Here is an 18,985-nt window from a genome sequence, read left to right on the forward strand (position 1 = left end):
TAAAAGATGGGAGGTAGAAGGAATGCGCAAAGAACAAGACCGTTACATCTATGATGAAAAAGAAAGTGAAGAAACGGCCAGGCTCATCTCAGAGGCATACCAAAGCGGTTATGTCGGCATGGAGGAAGCCTCGGCTCCTTCAGAAAATTAAGCTGTCTGTAAAGACGGCTTTTTTTTCGTGCGGACGAAGTGCAAAAAAGTGATATTGCCGTTTGTTTATAGTAAAGTAGAGGGAGAAACGTCTTGATTTTATTGAAGCGGCTACGTTGCCTGGGGAGGGTATTCAATGTGCGACATGCTCTAATCACTGCCGGTACAAAGGGATTGGGCCGAAAAGTGACTGAAATGCTTCTGGAAAAAGGCTTTTCTGTCACAGTGAATTACAGACAGGACGAAGAAGCGGTCGCTTGTCTGAAGGCGGATTATCCCGGGTGCCATGACAGATTGCAATTCGTTAAGGGCGATGTAACCCGGAAAGAAGATCTCATGCGGATCGCCGATGCAGCCCTTCAGCGGTTTGGAAGGATTGACATACTGATTAACAATGCCGGGCCGTACATATTTGAGCGCAAAAAGCTTGCCGATTACTCCGATGACGAATGGTATGGCATGCTTGAAGGGAATTTAAGCGCCGTTTTCCATCTGTTTAAAGCGGTTATCCCGGTCATGAGACAGCAGCGCTTCGGCCGGATTATTACATACGGTTTTCAAGGAGCGGACCATGCCCCCGGCTGGCTTCACCGTTCCGCTTTCGGAGCGGCTAAAGTCGGATTGGCTTCGTTAACGAAAACCATTGCGATTGAAGAAGCCGAATCAGGCATTACAGCCAATATGGTCTGCCCGGGCGATATTGTAGGAGATATGAAAGAAGCGTCTATAGAGGAAGCAAGACGGAAAATCGGCAAAGAAAAGACGCCGATCGGCAGGTCCGGAACCGGAGAGGACATTGCGAGAATCATCGCCTTTTTATGTGAAGAAGATTCCGATCTTGTAACTGGAACGGTCATTGAAGCAACAGGCGGGCTGAATGTGATTAACAGGCATCAATCCCTGTAAGTTTTTTCGTTTGTCAAAAAGGGAACTTGATAAATATTAATTTTTTATGAGGTGAAAACGATGAAAGTGACTTATCACGGACATTCTGTCATTCAAGTGGAAACGAAAACCCATAACATTATTTTTGATCCGTTTCTGACCGGAAACAGTCTGACAAATTTGAAACCGGAAGAAGTGAAAGCGGATGTCATCCTGCTTACTCACGGACACAATGACCATGTCGGAGATACAGAGCAGATCGCCAAACAAAACGATGCGCTCGTCATTGCGCCGAACGAGCTGGCCGTTTATCTCGGCTTTAAAGGGTTAAAGGTCCACCCGATGCATATCGGCGGGGCGCACCAATTTGATTTCGGCAAAGTAAAACTGACACAGGCGTTCCACGGATCGGCGGTCACTGATGAAGAAAACAAAACCATCACATACACCGGGATGCCGGCCGGGATTTTATTAACGATTGACGGCAAAACGATTTTCCACGCCGGCGATACGGCGCTGTTCTCAGATATGAAACTGATCGGGGAACTGAATCACATTGACCTGGCGTTTCTGCCGATCGGTGATAACTTCACCATGGGGCCTGAAGATGCGAAACTCGCGGCTGAATGGCTGAGAGCGAAACAGGTCGTTCCCGTTCATTACAATACATTCCCCGTCATTGAACAGGACCCTGACGCTTTCGCTGAAAGTCTGCCCGGAGGCGTCGGCAAAGTCATGGCGGTCGGCGAGACCATTGAGCTTGCCTGACATATGTGTCAAAGACCTTCTGAATCAAGCATTCAGAAGGTCTTTTTTGTGATGCCGCCTTTTTTCGGGCGTCTCATTGCGAATGAATCCCCCGTACCCTTATAATAAAAGCAGAAGACTGTCCTTAGAGGTGAAACGCTTGGCAACAAAGCATGAACAAATCCTATCATACATAGATTCGCTTCCTGTCGGTGAAAAAATTTCGGTCAGAAGAATTGCGAAAGAAATGAAAGTCAGTGAAGGAACGGCTTACAGAGCCATTAAGGAAGCCGAAAACAAAGGATTCGTTTCCACTATTGAACGTGTGGGGACCATCCGGATTGAACAGAAGAAAAAAGAAAATATTGAAAAGCTGACATACGCTGAGGTCGTCAATGTGATCGACGGCCAGGTGCTCGGCGGAAAAGCAGGTCTGCATAAAACGTTGAATAAGTTTGTGATCGGGGCGATGGAGCTTGACGCGATGATGCGTTATACGGCGGCGGGGAACCTGTTAATCGTCGGGAACCGAATCAACGCCCACCGCCAGGCGCTTGAAGCGGGCGCGGCCGTTTTGGTAACAGGAGGGTTTAATACCGACGACAGCATTATCGAGCTGGCCGATATGCTTGAGCTTCCGATTCTCTCCACGAGCTACGATACCTTTACGGTAGCCGCGATGATCAACCGGGCGATCTATGATCAGCTCATAAAAAAAGAGATTGTGCTCGTGGAAGATATTTTGACGCCCGCAGATCGGACAGTGACGCTGTTCCCTAAGGATAAACTGGAGAAATGGTACGAAAAGAACTATGAAACCGGACACGGCCGCTTTCCGGTTATCGATCAGCAGATGAAAATCCACGGAATCCTCACGCCGAAAGATATCGCGGGGCATGACCGGTCAGTTCCCATTGAAAAAGTAATGACCAAAAACCCTGTCACGGTGATCGGAAAAACATCTGTCGCCTCAGCGGCTCAAATGATGGTTTGGGAAGGAATTGAAGTGCTTCCGGTGACAGACGGGCATCACAAACTGATCGGAATGATCAGCCGCCAGGATGTCTTAAAAGCGCTTCAGATGGTTCAAAAGCAGCCTCAGGTCGGAGAAAAGCTGGATGATATTGTTTCAAGGGGATTTAAAGAAGAGGAAGATAACAAAACGCCGGCCGTTTATCAATATGAAGTCACGCCGCAAATGACCAATCAGCTCGGCACGATTTCTTACGGGGTGTTTACCACGATTTTAACCCAGGCCGCCAGCCGATTTTTACGCTCCCGCAAACGCGGCGAGCTGGTCATTGAAAGCATTACGATTTTCTTCCTGAAGCCCGTACAGATGGAGTCGGTCATTGAAGTGAAACCGCGCATTTTAGAGGCGGGCCGGAAATTCGGGAAAATGGAAGTGGAAGTGTCAAGCCAAAGCGGCATCGTTTCAAAAGCGATGCTCATGGTGCAGCTGATGGAGAGAAGTTAAGGGACGCACCCGGGTCCCTTGACATTCATTATGCGTGGTCCCTCTCCGCTTCCTTTGCATGGATGGGCTCATAATGCTTATAGGCTTTATACCCGGCCCATGCGCTGCCTGCTCCGATTAAAATGAAGACGCCGCCGATGACCAGGGTCAGAACGGAGTGGAACAGAATCATTTGGTTTACTCCGTACAAAAGCACCAGCGCGCCTAATGCCATACTTGATTTAGCCGAAAAACATTCCTTCTCCAGCGCCCGTTTCGTCTGGATTCCTTTTACTTTGTAATACACGTAAAAGCAGGCAGAAAGCCCGATGAGAAAAACAAAAACCAGCATAAATGAAATCCTCCATTATATGAGTTTGCAAAACCGTTTATACCGTTGCTGAAAGATTTTCCTTTTCCATGGATAAAGAGTATGATTAAATGAATAAAAACGAAAAGGAGAAAACGATGAAATCCGAACTGATCAGAACCATATCATTATATGACACCATTATCTTACATAGACATGTGAGGCCTGACCCGGACGCCTACGGTTCGCAGTGCGGCCTTACGGAAATCCTGCGGGAAACGTATCCCGAAAAAAATATTTTTGCCGTCGGACAGCCTGAACCGTCTTTGTCTTTTTTATATTCCCTCGATGAGGTGGATGATGAAACCTATAAAGATGCTCTTGTCATCGTGTGCGACACCGCAAACCAAGGCAGGGTCGACGATCAGCGCTACCATTCCGGCGCAAAGCTCATGAAAATAGACCACCATCCAAATGAAGATCCGTATGGCGATCTGTTATGGGTCGATACGAATGCAAGCTCCGTAAGCGAAATGATCTATGAGCTGTACCTGGAAGGAAAGCAGCACGGCTGGAAACTGAATACGAAAGCAGCTGAGCTGATCTACGCGGGTATCGTCGGTGATACGGGGCGCTTCTTATTCCCGAACACCACAAAAAAGACATTAAAATACGCGGGAGAGCTCATTGAGTTCCCATTTTCATCGTCAGAGCTGTTCAATCAATTGTATGAAACAAAATTAAATGTGGTGAAGCTTAACGGCTTTATTTATCAAAATGTGTCACTGTCTGAAAACGGCGTCGCTTCCGTTTTCATTAAAAAAGACATTTTGGAGACATATGGAACCACCGCTTCTGAAGCGTCGCAGCTTGTCGGAACACTCGGAAATATTTCGGGTATCCGCGCTTGGGTGTTTTTCGTAGAAGAAGACGATCAAATCAGAGTCCGGTTCCGTTCAAAAGGTCCGGTCATCAACGGAATTGCCCGGAAATACAATGGCGGCGGACATCCGCTTGCGGCCGGCGCATCCATCTTCAGCTGGGATGAAACCGATCAGATTCTTGCTGATCTGGAAGAGGTATGTAACGAACACAAGTAGAGGGGAGACCCTCTTTCTTAGTGTTCATCTGTCACGGGGATGAACCAGCAGCCGAATTCAGTCAGGTCTTCGTAGACGCGGAGATTACAGATTTGGAGTTCTTTTTTTATGAGGGAAGCGAGTGTGTCTGTTTCTGCATATGCGGAATAGCCTTGTCTGATTCGGGCTGCATGATCTTTTGCCAAGCGGCGTTCACTAAAAACCTCCATTTTCCCTTCCTCCCTTCAGAATCGTTGAAAATGTCTCATCTACAGTTTATAAAAAAGCGGAGAAAAAAGCGACAGATCTATGGAAAATTTTTAAAAATGACATAATTACGTCGCAAAAGAAATATGAATTTCGACAGACAATCTCGTATAAATCGTCAGTTCCTTTACTTCAGCTTTAAATTCCTTCTCATTTATGGTGTATATTTTGTTTTCAATCGTCCGTTTTAAAAGCTCCTTTGTTTTATACACGCTTTCAATATCCTTTGTGATGACTTCAGAAATATTATCTTTCACCTGTTCCTCAAATTTCATCTTGTCAGGCTGGGCGATTCTGTATTTTTCCCAATTAATCAGCTTCACATCAACACTTTGGATGAGAAGTCTTTGCTTATTATCCTCATTTAATTTATGAAGATCTTTCTGATAGATGGAGATTTGGTTTTTTAAATCCCGCGCGTGCTCCCGCTGCTTTTCAATTAACGTCACCTGTTCTTCCTGAAACGTTCCGTATGTAAACAGAAAGAACAGCCAGCTGACGATGGCTCCGCACATCATTCCCGCAAAAAAACGCTGCCATCCCGGTTTTTTATAATACTCGGGAATTCTCATGATGACATATTCTCCTGGGTCAGCCATGAAATAATCAGCCAGCCGGTCTGCGCGCCGCCCATTGCTGAAATAATTAAAAGAAGCTGTTTGAAGATGTCGCGCGTGTTGCCTTCCCACAGCCCCCGCTCGAAACTGTATACCGCGTCAAATGTTCCCCCGATGGCCGCGACAAGCGCCCAGATCTTCAGCCTGTTCGCCAATTTTGTGATCGCTGTCAGCGGAGGCTCGCCTGATAAATAAGCTCCGAGGCCGCCGATCAGCGCGCCTCCGAGCAACACACCGAGGGCGATAAAATAACTGCTGATGAAATTCGCCATAAAGCCGGCTTCCTGATCCATATATACACCACCTCACTTTTCTATCATATTGATGGAAACGGACAAGTATGATGATGAGTCAAAAAAGAACATTTGTTTCTTAAGAAAACCCGTCTTATAATGTAGAAAGGCAAAATGAACGTATGGGAAAGGAGTGGCGGCATTGTCTTTTGTTCACCTGCAAGTACATAGCGGCTACAGCCTGTTAAACAGCGCCGCTTCTGTAAAAGAGCTTGTTACACAAGCGAAGAAACTCGGATATTCATCATTGGCGCTGACGGACGAAAATGTGATGTACGGCGCCATTGAGTTTTATAAAGCATGCAAATCAAACGGAATTAAGCCGATTATCGGTCTGACGGCTTCTATATACACGGACGATACGGAGCTTGAAGCGCACCCGCTCATTCTTTTAGCGGAGACAAACACCGGTTATCAGAACCTGGTGAAAATCTCAAGTGCGCTGCAATCCATGGCAAAGGGCGGCATGAAGCGAAAATGGATGAAGAGCTATCATGAGGGGCTGATCGCCATTACGCCCGGTGAAAACGGGTACATTGAAAGCCTGCTTCAAGCCGGGAAGTTTGAAGAAGCGGTCCGGGCTGCCGAAGGATTCCGGGAGCTGTTCGGAGACGGCCGTTTTTATTTAGGATACCAGCCGTTTAAAGGACATGAGACGTTATCAGAAGAGATTCTCCGCCTGTCAGCCGAGACGGAAATCGCTGTCTGCGCTGCGGGGGATGTCCGCTATATCAAGAAAGAAGATCAAGATGCGTACCGCTGTCTGTGCGCTATTAAAGCCGGAGAGAAATGGGAGGATCAGAGCGGGAATCTGCCGGACTTATACTTGAGGACGCCTGAAGAAATGGCAGAGCTTTACACGCGGCATCCGGAGGCGATTGAAGCAGCCGCGCGTATCGCCCGGCAATGCCGGGTCGATGTCAGCCTCGGACAGACACAGCTTCCGTCTTTTCCGGCGCCGGACGGCAAATCAGCCGATGACTATTTGGCGGAAGTCTGTCATGAGGGGCTGCGTCTCCGTTTCGGCACTCCTGATGAGCGGGCTGTCCGCCGGCTTGAATATGAGCTGGACGTCATCAGGCGCATGAAATTCAGTGATTATTTTCTCATCGTATGGGACTTTATGAAGTACGCGCATGAAAAGGGCATTGTGACAGGCCCGGGAAGGGGGTCCGCGGCAGGCTCGCTTGTCGCTTACTCGCTTTTCATTACCGACGTGGATCCGCTTAAACATTCTCTGCTGTTTGAGAGATTTCTTAATCCCGAGCGGATCAGCATGCCGGATATTGATATCGATTTCCCTGATACGAGAAGGGATGAGGTCATTCAGTATGTGCAAAATAAGTACGGGGCCATGCACGTCGCCCAGATTATCACCTTCGGGACATTGGCCGCAAAGGCGGCGTTAAGGGATACCGGGAGAGTGTTCGGAATCAGCCCGAAAGAAGCCGACCAGCTTGCCCGCCTGATTCCGTCAAAACCGGGAATGACGCTTGAGGAGGCGAGGCGGCAGTCCGCTCAGCTGAACAGGCGGCTGTCCGAATCCTCCGTTCTTCATAAAGTGTTTCAGATCGCAAGGAAAATCGAAGGTCTTCCGAGACACACGTCAACACACGCGGCCGGGGTCGTTCTCAGTAAAGAGCCGCTTTCGGAAGTTGTCCCTCTTCAAGAAGGGCATGACGGCGTGTATTTAACGCAGTATGCGATGGATCACCTGGAAGATCTCGGTCTTTTGAAAATGGACTTTTTAGGTTTGCGCAACCTGACGCTTATTGAATCCATTAAAACGATGATTGAAAAAGAGACGAATACGAAAATTGATTTTTCCGAGATTTCTTATCAGGATGAAAAAACGTTCTCGCTATTGTCAAACGGTGATACGACGGGTATTTTCCAGCTGGAATCATCAGGAATGAGAAACGTGCTGAAGCGCCTGAAGCCGTCAAGACTGGAAGACATTGTCGCGGTTAACGCGCTTTACAGGCCGGGACCGATGGAAAATATTCCGTTATTTATCGATCGGAAGCACGGACGGGCGCGTGTGGAAGTGCCGCACGAGGACGTAAGAAATATTCTCAGTGACACTTACGGCGTCATCGTCTATCAAGAACAGATAATGATGATCGCCTCGCGCATGGCAGGGTTTTCATTAGGTGAAGCGGATCTGCTCAGACGGGCTGTCAGTAAGAAGCAAAAGGACATTCTGGACAGAGAGCGAAGCCATTTTGTTGAAGGGTGCTTAAAAAAGGAGTATTCTGTAGTCACTGCAAACGAGGTCTACGATCTGATTGTAAAATTCGCTAACTACGGATTCAACAGAAGCCATGCTGTCGCATACAGCATGATCGGCTATCAGCTCGCCTATTTAAAGGCGCATTATCCGTTATATTTTATGTGCGGGCTGTTGACGAGCGTCATCGGCAATGAGGACAAAATATCGCAATATCTGCATGAAGCGAAGGGGAGCGGGATTCAAGTCCTTCCGCCGTCAATAAACAAAAGCGGTTTTCCGTTTGCGCCGGAAAACGGAGCCGTCAGATACAGTTTGCGGGCCGTTAAAAACGTAGGCGTCTCGGCAGTGAAAGATATTTATAAAGCAAGAACACATAAACCGTTCGAGGATCTTTTCGATTTCTGCTTTCGCGTACCTGCAAAAAGCGTGAATCGGAAAACCATCGAAGCCCTTATATTTTCTGGCGCCATGGACGAATTCAATCAAAATCGCGCCGCCTTGCTGGCTTCCGTTGATGTGGCTTTAGAGCACGCTGAACTTTTTCGTGCAGACGATGACCAAATGGGATTGTTTTTGGAAGAATCGTTCTCCATTAAGCCAAAATATGTAGAGGCTGAGGAATTTCCGCTCGTGGACAAGCTTCGGTTCGAAAAAGAAGCTCTCGGTGTTTATTTCTCAAGCCATCCTTTGTCTGCTTTCAGGGATCTCCTGAACAAACGGGGGGCGCAAGCGATCACAGCAGCGCGGCAGATGCCGAAGGGACAGCTGTCAATCGGCGCTTTGCTCGCGGGCATCAAAACGATTCGGACAAAGACAGGTCAGCATATGGCGTTTCTCACATTAAGCGATGAAACGGGAGAAATGGAAGCCGTCGTGTTTCCTGACCAATATAGAAGGCTGTCTCCGCTGTTAAAAGAAGGCGCGCTTTTATTCGCCGCCGGAAAAATGGAAGAGCGTCAGGAGAAGACACAATTCATCATGTCATCCGCCTCTCTTCTTGAGCAGACGGAGGCAGACAGAGCGCCGTCTGTTTACATCAAAATCGAAGGCAGCCGGCACAATCAGGAGTTTTTGGAAAAGATGAAGCGTATTTTACTGGAGCATAAAGGGGAAACCGGCGTTTATCTATATTATGAAAAAGACAAGCAGACGATCAGGCTGCCGGATACTTTTCATATTCAGGCGGACCATCAGGCGTTATACCGTTTAAAAGAGCTGCTGGGCCGCGAAAACGTCGTGTTAAAATAGTGGTAACAATAATCGTTTTGTTATACAATTGAAACAATTGTGCTATCTTATTTAAAGATTCTGAAATTTTTCACCTCCAGCGATTGTACCAGTCTATGCGGCAGAATATGTAACAAAGTACTTAAAAGGAGTGTTTAGAATGTCATTAAGAGAAGAAGCGTTACATTTACACAAAGTAAATCAAGGAAAGCTGGAATCAAAAGCAAAGGTAGAAGTCAGAAACGCGGACGACTTAAGCCTTGCCTACTCTCCCGGAGTAGCTGAGCCTTGTAAAGAGATTTATGACGATAAAAATAAAGTATATGATTATACAATGAAGGGGAACATGGTAGCAGTCGTAACAGACGGATCAGCCGTTCTCGGTCTCGGTAATATCGGGCCTGAAGCTTCACTTCCGGTCATGGAAGGGAAAGCGGTGCTGTTCAAAAGTTTCGCGGGCGTGGATGCATTCCCGATCGCGCTTGACACAAACGATGTGGACAAAATCATTGACACTGTAAAGCTGCTTGCACCGACATTCGGCGGTGTCAACCTTGAAGATATTGCGGCGCCGAACTGCTTCATTATCGAAGAGCGCCTGAAAAAAGAAACAAACATTCCGGTTTTCCACGATGATCAGCACGGCACTGCCATCGTAACCGTTGCCGGACTTGTAAACGCGCTGAAATTATCAGGAAAATCCATGTCATCCATTAAAGTTGTGGCAAACGGAGCGGGAGCGGCAGGCATCGCGATCATCAAGCTTCTTTACCATTTCGGCGTACGCGACATCGTGATGTGCGACTCTAAAGGAGCGATTTACGAAGGGCGTCCGGCTGGCATGAACGCGGTGAAAAACGAAGTGGCCAAGTTTACAAACCAAGACCGCAACGACGGTTCGCTGCAGGATGTCATTAAAGATGCAGACGTCTTTATCGGCGTATCAGTCGAAGGCGCGCTGACAAAAGAAATGGTGGAGAGCATGGCGAAAGATCCGATTATCTTCGCAATGGCCAACCCGAATCCGGAAATCATGCCTGAAGACGCGCGCGCAGCCGGCGCTAGCGTAATCGGAACAGGCCGTTCTGATTTCCCGAACCAGGTTAACAACGTACTGGCATTCCCAGGAATTTTCCGCGGGGCGCTTGACGTACGCGCGACTCACATCAACGAAGAAATGAAAATTGCTGCGGTTGAAGCGATTGCTTCCCTTGTTTCAGAGGAAGAATTAAGCGCTGATTATGTCATCCCGGCTCCATTTGACAAACGCGTGGCTCCTGCCGTTGCGAAAGCTGTTGCGAAAGCAGCGATGGAAACGGGCGTCGCCAGAATTACGGTCGATCCTGAAGAAGTGGCTGAAAAAACAAGACAGCTCACGGTCATCGGCGAATAATAACACAAAAATGAAATGGCAGCGCGTTGGAAAAAAACAACGCGCTGCTGTTCAATATACGGACTGCCGGCATTTTTTTAAGGGCAGGTCTTAAAAAAATTTCAGCAGAATCCTTATTTCTTTTGAAAACGCTGACAGATAAGGCTGAACAACGCTTTTGACGGTATGAAATCCGTCCGTTTCCGTCTGTTTTGCAGCAAAAAATGTCGAATGGAGGATGACACCGTTTGACAAAAAAAGTACAATAGTTTCGGTAAAGTTATTATTAAGTCTATCTAATCGGAAGACATGCAGTGAAGAGAACCCTTCACAAAAGGGAGGTAATCATTTGTTAAAGGATATATTCACAAAAAAGAAAAAATATGCTTCCGTGCCGTCTGAGCAGGCAAAACATGATGTTCCGGAAGGCATTATGACAAAGTGCCCCAAATGTAAAAAAATCATGCTCACAAAAGAGTTAGATAAAAACCTGCGCGTCTGCATGAACTGCGGGCACCATTTCCCGATGAATGCAAAGCAGCGCATTGAAAGCCTCCTGGATGAAGATTCATTCGAAGAATTCAACCAGGGAATGATATCTGAAAACCCGCTCGGTTTCCCGGAATACTTAGAAAAAATCGAAAAAGACCGTGAGAAAACATCTCTGAATGAAGCGGTGGTTACCGGAAAAGGAACCATCAGCGGATTCCCTGCCGTGATCGCGATCATGGATTCAACATTCCGAATGGGCAGCATGGGTTCGGTTGTCGGCGAAAAAATCACGCTTGCAATTGAAAAAGCAAAAGAGGAAAAAGTCCCGTTTATCATCTTTACCGCTTCCGGCGGCGCACGTATGCAGGAGGGGGTCTTAAGTCTTATGCAAATGGCAAAGACAAGCTCTGCATTAAAACTGTTCAGTGAGGAGCAGGGACTGATTATTTCTGTCATGACCCACCCGACGACAGGCGGCGTATCGGCCAGTTTCGCGTCTCTCGGTGATTATAATTTCGCTGAACCGGGCGCCTTGATCGGATTTGCAGGAAGACGTATTATTGAACAGACGATCGGGGAAAAACTGCCGGAAGATTTCCAGACGGCGGAATTTTTATTAAAGCACGGCCAGCTTGATGCGGTGATTCACCGAAACGACATGAAAGACAAACTCGCATTTCTGCTGGACATGCACCAAACAGGAGGTGAGCATGAGTGGCTGCAAGATTAGAATTTGAAAAACCGGTGATTGAACTGCAGACGAAAATCGCCGAACTGAAAAAATTCACCCAAGATTCGGAGATGGATTTAAGCGCTGAAATCGCAAGGCTTGAAGACCGGCTCAGCAAGCTCCAGGATGAGATTTATAAAAACCTGAAGCCGTGGGACAGAGTGCAGATCGCACGCCTTCCCGACCGGCCGACGACGCTTGATTACATTCAATACCTGTTTACCGACTTTTTTGAGTGCCACGGAGACAGAACATACGGAGATGATGCTGCGATTGTCGGCGGAGTCGCCAAATATCACGGCATGCCGGTCACCGTCATCGGACATCAGCGCGGAAAAGACACGAAAGAAAACCTTGTCCGCAATTTCGGGATGCCTCACCCTGAGGGCTACCGCAAAGCGCTTCGTCTCATGAAGCAGGCGGATAAGTTCAACCGCCCGATTATCTGCTTCATCGACACGAAGGGAGCGTACCCGGGTAAAGCGGCGGAGGAACGGGGACAAAGTGAAGCCATCGCCAAGAACCTGTTCGAGATGGCCGGCCTGACTGTGCCTGTCGTTTGTATCGTCATCGGGGAAGGCGGCAGCGGAGGCGCGCTTGCGCTAGGTGTGGGCAACCGCATGCTGATGCTTGAGAACTCGACGTATTCCGTTATTTCTCCTGAAGGAGCCGCGTCCATTTTGTGGAAAGACTCCAGCCTTGCGAAAAAAGCGGCCGAAACCATGAAGATTACTGCGCCCGATTTATTAGAATTAGGAATTATTGATGATATGATTAAAGAAGTGAAGGGCGGAGCTCACCATGATATCAAGCAGCAGGCGGGCTACATTGACGGTATTCTTAAAGAAACGTTAAAATCTCTTCTTCAATTGAACGCCGAAGAGTTGATCTCACAGCGCTATGAAAAATATAAAGCAATCGGGAAAGTTTCGGTTGAGGATCAATATATCGGGGTAAACTGAATAGACGTGAAGCCTATGGCTCACGTTTATTTTTTGTGATTTTTGTGATATTCCTTAAATTTTATTTAAAAACAATTTATTTAATTGTATAATAGGTAAGGTTTCATGGGAGCTCAGGCGTCCCTTTTCATTGTTTTAGGGCAATGATCATGATATGTTTAACATATATATGTTGCTGAGGTGAATAGGAAATGAAGCGTATAGGAGTACTAACGAGCGGCGGGGATTCCCCGGGTATGAACGCTGCGGTGCGCGCGGTTGTGCGGAAAGCTATCTACCACGACGTCGAAGTGTACGGAATTTATAACGGTTATTCAGGATTAATCAGCGGAAAAATAGAGAAACTGGAGCTGGGTTCGGTCGGTGACATCATCCACCGCGGCGGAACAAAGCTGTATACGGCCAGATGTCCTGAATTCAAAACAGTTGAAGGCCGTGAAAAAGGAATCGAAAATTTAAAGAAACTCGGCATTGAAGGTCTTGTCGTCATCGGCGGAGACGGTTCATACATGGGTGCGAAAAAATTAACGGAACACGGGTTTCCGTGTGTAGGTGTACCGGGTACGATAGATAATGACATCCCGGGAACTGATTTTACGATCGGATTTGATACGGCGTTAAACACCGTAATTGATGCGATTGATAAAATCCGTGACACCGCTACGTCTCATGAGCGTACATACGTTATTGAAGTAATGGGGCGCCATGCGGGCGACATTGCTTTATGGGCAGGTCTTGCAGGCGGAGCGGAATCAATTTTAATTCCTGAAGCGGACTACGATATGGAGGAAATTATCGGCCGTTTGAAGAGAGGGCACGACCGCGGCAAAAAACACAGTATCATCATCGTTGCAGAAGGGGTAGGCAGCGGGGTTGAATTCGGAAAACGCATCGAAGAAGAAACGAACCTTGAAACACGGGTATCCGTTTTAGGGCACATCCAGCGCGGCGGATCTCCAAGCGCTTCTGACCGGGTTCTTGCAAGCCGCCTCGGCGCTTACGCGGTTGAGCTTCTGCTTAAAGGAAAAGGCGGACGCTGCGTAGGTATACAAAACAACAAGCTTGTAGACCATGATATTATAGAAATTTTAGAATCAAAACATACTGTTGAACCAAACATGTATCAGCTTTCAAAAGAACTGTCTATTTAAGGCGGAAGAAGCTGAAGATTTCAGAAGGAAGTGAACGAGTTGAAAAAAACAAAAATCGTTTGTACAATCGGTCCGGCCAGTGAAAGTGTAGAAATGCTGACAAAATTGATGGAAGCGGGTATGAACGTTGCTCGTCTGAATTTTTCACACGGTGATTTCGAAGAGCACGGCGCAAGAATCAAAAACATCAGAGAAGCCAGCAAAAAGCTCGGCAAAAACGTGGGGATTCTCCTCGATACGAAAGGTCCGGAAATCCGCACGCACGATATGGAAAACGGCGCGCTTGAGCTTCAGGCCGGAAATGAAATTATCGTTTCTACGAAACAGGTGCTGGGAACGCTTGAAAAATTCTCAGTTTCTTATGAAGGCCTGGCAGACGACGTGTCAGCAGGGTCTATCATCCTGCTGGATGACGGTTTAATCGGATTGGAAGTGCTGGAATCAAATCCGGAAAAACACGAAATCAAAACAAAAATCTTAAACAGCGGCACGCTGAAAAATAAAAAAGGCGTAAACGTTCCCGGCGTCAGCGTCAACCTTCCCGGAATTACTGAAAAAGACGCCAAAGACATCGTATTCGGTATCGAGCAAGGCGTTGATTTCATCGCTGCGTCATTTGTACGCCGTTCTACGGATGTCCTGGAAATCCGCGAACTGCTTGAAGAGCATAACGCGTCTGACATTCAAATCATTCCTAAGATCGAGAACCAGGAAGGCGTGGACAACCTGGATGCGATCCTGGAAGTATCTGACGGCCTAATGGTAGCGCGCGGAGACCTCGGCGTAGAGATTCCGGCCGAAGAAGTGCCGCTCGTGCAAAAAGAAATGATCAAAAAATGCAACGCGCTCGGCAAACCGGTTATTACAGCGACACAAATGCTTGACAGCATGCAGCGCAACCCTCGTCCGACACGCGCTGAAGCAAGTGACGTTGCCAACGCCATTTTCGACGGCACAGATGCGATCATGCTTTCCGGTGAGACGGCTGCGGGACAATATCCTGTTGAGGCGGTTCAAACAATGTTTAACATCGCCACACGCACGGAAGAATCTCTGAACTACAAAGAAATTCTGTCTAAACGCAGAGATCAGGTCGGCATGACGATTACCGATGCGATCGGCCAATCAGTTGCGCACACGGCGATCAATCTGAGTGCGGCAGCTATCGTTACGCCTACAGAAAGCGGCCATACGGCGCGTATGATCGCGAAATACCGTCCGCAGGCTCCGATTGTAGCCGTTACGGTTAATGAGTCTGTATCACGCAAACTCGGCCTTGTATTCGGTGTATTCCCGTCAAGCGGCCAAAACGCGAATTCAACCGATGAAATGCTTGAAGACGCGGTTCAAAAATCACTTGACAGCGGCATCGTGAAACGCGGTGATCTGATTGTCATTACAGCAGGTTCTGTCGGTGAATCAGGCACGACGAATCTGATGAAAGTCCACACTGTCGGCAGCATTATCGCGAAAGGACAAGGCATCGGACGCAAATCTGCATTCGGTCCGGTCGTTGTTGCAAAAAATGCGAAAGAAGCTGAACAAAAAATGACAGACGGCGCAGTATTGGTTGCTTCAAGCACTGACCGCGACATGATCGCTTCACTTGAAAAAGCATCAGCGCTCATCACTGAAGAAGGCGGTCTGACAAGCCATGCAGCCGTTGTCGGTTTAAGCTTGGGCATTCCGGTTATTGTCGGCCTTGAGAACGCAACTTCAGTTTTAACAGAAGGACAGGTTATCACAGTTGACGCTGCCCGCGGCGCTGTGTATGAAGGCCGCGCAAGCGTTCTTTAAACAGCTTTAAAAAAGAGAGGGGGGTTCTCCCTTCTCTTTTGTCTTTAGGCTGATTTTCCTATTCCTATGCGGGCGGTGACGCGCTTTTAGAAGGGCAGGAGGGCAGAAAAATGAGAGTGTTATTCTTACTGTTTATCGTGTGTCCGGCAATTGAAATCGGTTTGTTTCTGCTGGCGGGAAAATGGCTCGGTATTTTTCCGACCTTCCTTCTCATCATTTTGACAGGCGTGTTAGGCGCTTTGGTGGCAAAAAGACAGGGAACCGATGTGTATCATCGGGTGATGCGCGACCTGCAGCACGGCAAAATGCCGGGGGAAGCGCTTCTTGACGGAATATGCGTCTTTTTCGGAGGCCTGCTTTTGATGCTTCCGGGTTTTCTGTCCGATATTGCAGGGGCCTGTCTTCTGATTCCGTTCACTCGGAACCGCATGAAGCCGCTTTTGTTCAAATGGCTGAGAGGAATGTCAAAAAACAAGCGGATCATTATCAAATAAAAACGGCAGCCTTCTTACAGGGCTGCTGTTTTTATTTGGATTGAACAGTAATATAGGCCCATATTTCTTTTAGAGCGCCAGTTGTGATAAAGGCCTGAATGAAAACGAGCAGCGCGGGCCCGGCAGCCAGTCCTAAAATTCCGAACAATTTAAAGCCGGCAAACAGGGCGATTAAGGTCGCAAGCGGATCAAGTCCGATTGACTTGCTTAAAATTTTCGGCTCCGTCAGCTGGCGCTGAATGAGAACCACAATATATAAAACACCGAGACCGATCGCTTGGGGAAGCTGACCGGCAATGGCCAAATACATAATCCAGGGAACAAAGACCGACCCGGCGCCGAGATACGGGAGCAGATCAACCAGGCCGATAAAAAAGGCGATGGTTGCCGCATGCTCAATCCCTAAAAGAAAAAGTCCGATAAAGACAATGATCATCGTGAAAAGTATGAGCACGGCCTGCGCCTTAATGAAACCTGCCATCGCTTTTTTCAGCTCTCCCGATACGGCCTTGGCGTTTGCCGAAACCCGTTCCGGAAGAATGGAATAAAGCAGCGCCTTCAGCTTATGCCAGTCCTTTGTCATAAAAAAAGTCGCCAGCATTGCGAAAATGAAGACGGCAGCTGTATTGGGAAGGAAGGCAATCCATTTCGGCACCAGCTCCAAAAGATGTGAAAGCATGAGCCCTGCATTTTTAGCGGCTGTATCACCGAGGGTCTGAATATGCGTCACGATGGAGGCCTGCTGATTGGTTTCCAGCCCGTTAAATAGGACGGTCAGCTCGTGGTACAATGGCTGAATGCGGGAAGTGAACAGCTCTTCGCAATACGTCATAAAGGCGCTGATATGGGGAGGGAGCGTTTTGGCCAGATAGGCGGTTCCCGAAATGATTTCCGCAACGAGAAATGTCGCCGCGCCGAGAAGAATAAGCAAAAAGAAGACCAGGACAATGACTGTATTGACTGACCGGGGCAGCCCCGTCAGTTTGTCCAGCCAGTCAACAACGGGAATGATCGCTGATGACAGAATAAGGGCGATCAGAAACGGATAAGTTAACGGAAATGAGGCGTAACCGGCCGCTAAAGCGCCGCCGGCCGCAGCGAGTACAAACAGCGCGCGGAAAAAAACAGTTGCATAGTGCGGATTCACATCGATCCTCCTCTCGGTCGGCACGTCCTATTACATTAGTTTATTCGTCAAAAAAAAGGATATGATTACAGATATGATGAAAGAGGGTGCTTTCAGGATGTTTACACAGGCGAATTTATTTTTACTATTATTGCTGGCCATCGCATTGGTAGCCAAAAATCAGTCATTGCTTTTTGCCGTCGGCTTTCTCATTGTGATAAAAGCTGTCGGTCTTGATCAGAAACTATTTCCGGTTATTCAGTCAAAAGGCATCAACTGGGGGGTCACCGTCATTACAATCGCCGTTTTAGTGCCGATTGCCACAGGTGATATCGGTTTTAAACAGCTCGGAGAAGCGATGAAATCATATTATGCGTGGATCGCTCTCGGTGCCGGGATCGCGGTTGCCTTAATCGCCAAAAACGGTCTTACCTTATTGGAAAACGACCCTCATATTACAACGGCGCTGGTCATCGGCACGATACTTGCCGTCGCGCTTTTCGGAGGCGTCGCCGTCGGCCCGTTAATCGGCGCCGGAATCGCCTACTTGGCCATGCAAATCGTTAAAATATTCACTCCATAAAGTAAAAAAGCGGCGTAAAGCTGCTTTTTTTTGCGAGTGAAAATAAGAGTTTGCAGCGCATTTTGTAGTTCAGACAAATGCCATTTGCATTATTCCGAGGAATGAAGTGGCTTACCATGTAACAAAGAACTTCGGAATCGCCGGCGCATATTTTGCGATGACAGCGATGCAGTAAGGCGGTTCCAATTGATGAATGGATTAAAAGCTGATGGAATTTATGCACTTGAACCAAATCAAAACTTGAAGTGTTGTTAAAATAAGCGGAGACCCTTTCCTTCAATTTGAAAGTTTGTTAAATTTATAATGAGAATGAAAAAACACAATTCGGTTGGTAGTCCGGATGCATGATTTAAAATGTCAGTAACCTTCCCCTCCTCGGGATGTCCATCATTCTTCAGTAAATTTAGGAGGAGGGAATCGTTATGAAATTAACGGTTTACTACGATGGTCAGTTTTGGGTAGGAGTCATTGAAGTTGTGAATAATGGGAAATTAAGAGCAGTTCGTCATTTGTTTGGACAAGAGCCCAAGGATTCAGAAATCATGCATTTTGTTCATAATCAACTTTTACAGACTCTCTCCCGCACTGGACAAGAAGGGGTTTGTGTTAAAGCAAAATCTAAGAAATTAAATCCAAAAAGATTGCAACGGCAAGCTTCTAAAGAGATGAAAAATATCGGGATATCAACTAAGGCGCAAAAAGCGATAAAACAGGAGCTTGAAGCAAGAAAAGAAAAGAAAAAACAACTGAATAGAAAACAAAGAGAAAAAATAAAGGAACAAAAATATTTAATCAGAAAACAAAAAGCAAAAGAAAAGCATAGGGGCAAATAATTGGAGAACCCGATGAAGCCCTTCGATTGAAAAGTTGAGCGGCATCCGTTTTTTCTTCGGACTGATTTAGAAAAAAGAAGCAGAAATCGAGCCCTTCTCGAGATGAGGAGGGTTTTTCTGCATTTATTTAACTTCACTTACATCAGTAAATGAGTCAGTTTCAATTGATGAACGGTTTGAT

General features: G+C 47.2%; 19 protein-coding genes. 14 read left to right on the plus strand and 5 right to left on the minus strand.

From position 1 onward, the window contains the following. The first annotated feature begins 22 nt into the window (after positions 1–22). From ACWJJ5_RS10885 to ACWJJ5_RS10900, 4 genes are all read left to right on the plus strand, one after another. A complete protein-coding gene (locus ACWJJ5_RS10885) occupies positions 23–151 on the plus strand; it encodes a hypothetical protein (RefSeq protein WP_003152430.1) in 129 nt (42 codons plus the stop codon). Between the two features lie 137 nt (positions 152–288). Next, positions 289–1,056: an SDR family oxidoreductase gene (locus ACWJJ5_RS10890; protein WP_003152431.1), complete on the plus strand. Its 768-nt coding sequence runs from the start codon at positions 289–291 to the stop codon at positions 1,054–1,056. Between the two features lie 60 nt (positions 1,057–1,116). After that, positions 1,117–1,803, plus strand: a complete 687-nt coding sequence (locus ACWJJ5_RS10895) for a metal-dependent hydrolase (protein ID WP_003152432.1) — start codon at positions 1,117–1,119, stop codon at positions 1,801–1,803. A 139-nt stretch (positions 1,804–1,942) separates the two neighbouring features. After that, the gene (locus ACWJJ5_RS10900; RefSeq protein WP_003152433.1) at positions 1,943–3,259 is read left to right on the plus strand and encodes a CBS domain-containing protein; all 1,317 of its coding nucleotides are present in this window, start codon (positions 1,943–1,945) and stop codon (positions 3,257–3,259) included. Positions 3,260–3,287: 28 nt separating this feature from the next. Here the strand turns inward: ACWJJ5_RS10900 and ACWJJ5_RS10905 are convergent, their stop codons facing one another. Beyond that, the gene (locus ACWJJ5_RS10905) at positions 3,288–3,590 is read right to left on the minus strand and encodes a YtpI family protein (protein ID WP_003152434.1); all 303 of its coding nucleotides are present in this window, start codon (positions 3,588–3,590) and stop codon (positions 3,288–3,290) included. 116 nt (positions 3,591–3,706) lie between these two features. Between ACWJJ5_RS10905 and ACWJJ5_RS10910 the strand changes: the two genes are divergently transcribed. Further along, positions 3,707–4,648: a DHH family phosphoesterase gene (locus ACWJJ5_RS10910; protein ID WP_003152435.1), complete on the plus strand. Its 942-nt coding sequence runs from the start codon at positions 3,707–3,709 to the stop codon at positions 4,646–4,648. A gap of 17 nt (positions 4,649–4,665) precedes the next feature. Here the strand turns inward: ACWJJ5_RS10910 and ACWJJ5_RS10915 are convergent, their stop codons facing one another. From ACWJJ5_RS10915 to ACWJJ5_RS10925, 3 genes are all read right to left on the minus strand, one after another. Next, the gene (locus ACWJJ5_RS10915; protein ID WP_003152436.1) at positions 4,666–4,857 is read right to left on the minus strand and encodes a hypothetical protein; all 192 of its coding nucleotides are present in this window, start codon (positions 4,855–4,857) and stop codon (positions 4,666–4,668) included. Positions 4,858–4,962: 105 nt separating this feature from the next. Beyond that, positions 4,963–5,466, minus strand: coding sequence for a sporulation membrane protein YtrI (gene ytrI, locus ACWJJ5_RS10920; RefSeq protein ID WP_071391505.1), 504 nt, complete (start codon positions 5,464–5,466; stop codon positions 4,963–4,965). Next, complete coding sequence (locus ACWJJ5_RS10925) at positions 5,463–5,804, minus strand: YtrH family sporulation protein (protein WP_017418353.1); 342 nt, start codon at positions 5,802–5,804, stop codon at positions 5,463–5,465. Before ACWJJ5_RS10925 ends, ytrI begins: the two co-directional genes overlap by 4 nt. Positions 5,805–5,946: 142 nt before the next feature. Between ACWJJ5_RS10925 and dnaE the strand changes: the two genes are divergently transcribed. The 7 genes from dnaE to ACWJJ5_RS10960 all read left to right on the plus strand — a co-directional run bounded on the left by dnaE (position 5,947) and on the right by ACWJJ5_RS10960 (position 16,262). Beyond that, positions 5,947–9,285 carry a DNA polymerase III subunit alpha gene (gene dnaE / locus ACWJJ5_RS10930; RefSeq protein ID WP_454022401.1) on the plus strand — a complete coding sequence of 1,113 codons (3,339 nt, stop codon included), beginning with the start codon at positions 5,947–5,949 and terminating at the stop codon, positions 9,283–9,285. A gap of 139 nt (positions 9,286–9,424) precedes the next feature. Further along, a complete protein-coding gene (locus ACWJJ5_RS10935) occupies positions 9,425–10,657 on the plus strand; it encodes an NAD(P)-dependent malic enzyme (protein ID WP_007613079.1) in 1,233 nt (410 codons plus the stop codon). 328 nt (positions 10,658–10,985) lie between these two features. After that, a complete protein-coding gene (gene accD / locus ACWJJ5_RS10940) occupies positions 10,986–11,858 on the plus strand; it encodes an acetyl-CoA carboxylase, carboxyltransferase subunit beta (protein ID WP_003152441.1) in 873 nt (290 codons plus the stop codon). Then, entirely contained in the window at positions 11,843–12,820 is a 978-nt protein-coding gene (gene accA, locus ACWJJ5_RS10945) for an acetyl-CoA carboxylase carboxyl transferase subunit alpha (protein ID WP_007408067.1), read from the plus strand. Before accD ends, accA begins: the two co-directional genes overlap by 16 nt. A 191-nt stretch (positions 12,821–13,011) precedes the next feature. Next, positions 13,012–13,971 (plus strand): 6-phosphofructokinase, encoded by a 960-nt coding sequence (gene pfkA / locus ACWJJ5_RS10950; protein ID WP_003152443.1) that lies wholly within the window; start codon positions 13,012–13,014, stop codon positions 13,969–13,971. A 39-nt stretch (positions 13,972–14,010) separates the two neighbouring features. Next, the gene (pyk, locus tag ACWJJ5_RS10955; RefSeq protein ID WP_017418349.1) at positions 14,011–15,768 is read left to right on the plus strand and encodes a pyruvate kinase; all 1,758 of its coding nucleotides are present in this window, start codon (positions 14,011–14,013) and stop codon (positions 15,766–15,768) included. 110 nt (positions 15,769–15,878) lie between these two features. Then, positions 15,879–16,262 (plus strand): FxsA family protein, encoded by a 384-nt coding sequence (locus ACWJJ5_RS10960; RefSeq protein WP_012118168.1) that lies wholly within the window; start codon positions 15,879–15,881, stop codon positions 16,260–16,262. A 31-nt stretch (positions 16,263–16,293) separates the two neighbouring features. Here the strand turns inward: ACWJJ5_RS10960 and ytvI are convergent, their stop codons facing one another. Then, positions 16,294–17,409, minus strand: a complete 1,116-nt coding sequence (ytvI, locus tag ACWJJ5_RS10965) for a sporulation integral membrane protein YtvI (RefSeq protein WP_007408071.1) — start codon at positions 17,407–17,409, stop codon at positions 16,294–16,296. Between the two features lie 97 nt (positions 17,410–17,506). On the opposite strand from ytvI, the gene ACWJJ5_RS10970 reads away from it, so the two are divergent. Beyond that, positions 17,507–17,971 carry a DUF441 domain-containing protein gene (locus ACWJJ5_RS10970; RefSeq protein WP_077722694.1) on the plus strand — a complete coding sequence of 155 codons (465 nt, stop codon included), beginning with the start codon at positions 17,507–17,509 and terminating at the stop codon, positions 17,969–17,971. Positions 17,972–18,393: 422 nt separating this feature from the next. After that, complete coding sequence (locus ACWJJ5_RS10975) at positions 18,394–18,804, plus strand: YjdF family protein (RefSeq protein WP_077722693.1); 411 nt, start codon at positions 18,394–18,396, stop codon at positions 18,802–18,804. Positions 18,805–18,985: the final 181 nt, after the last annotated feature.

Source organism: Bacillus sp. JK74, from assembly GCF_053663395.1.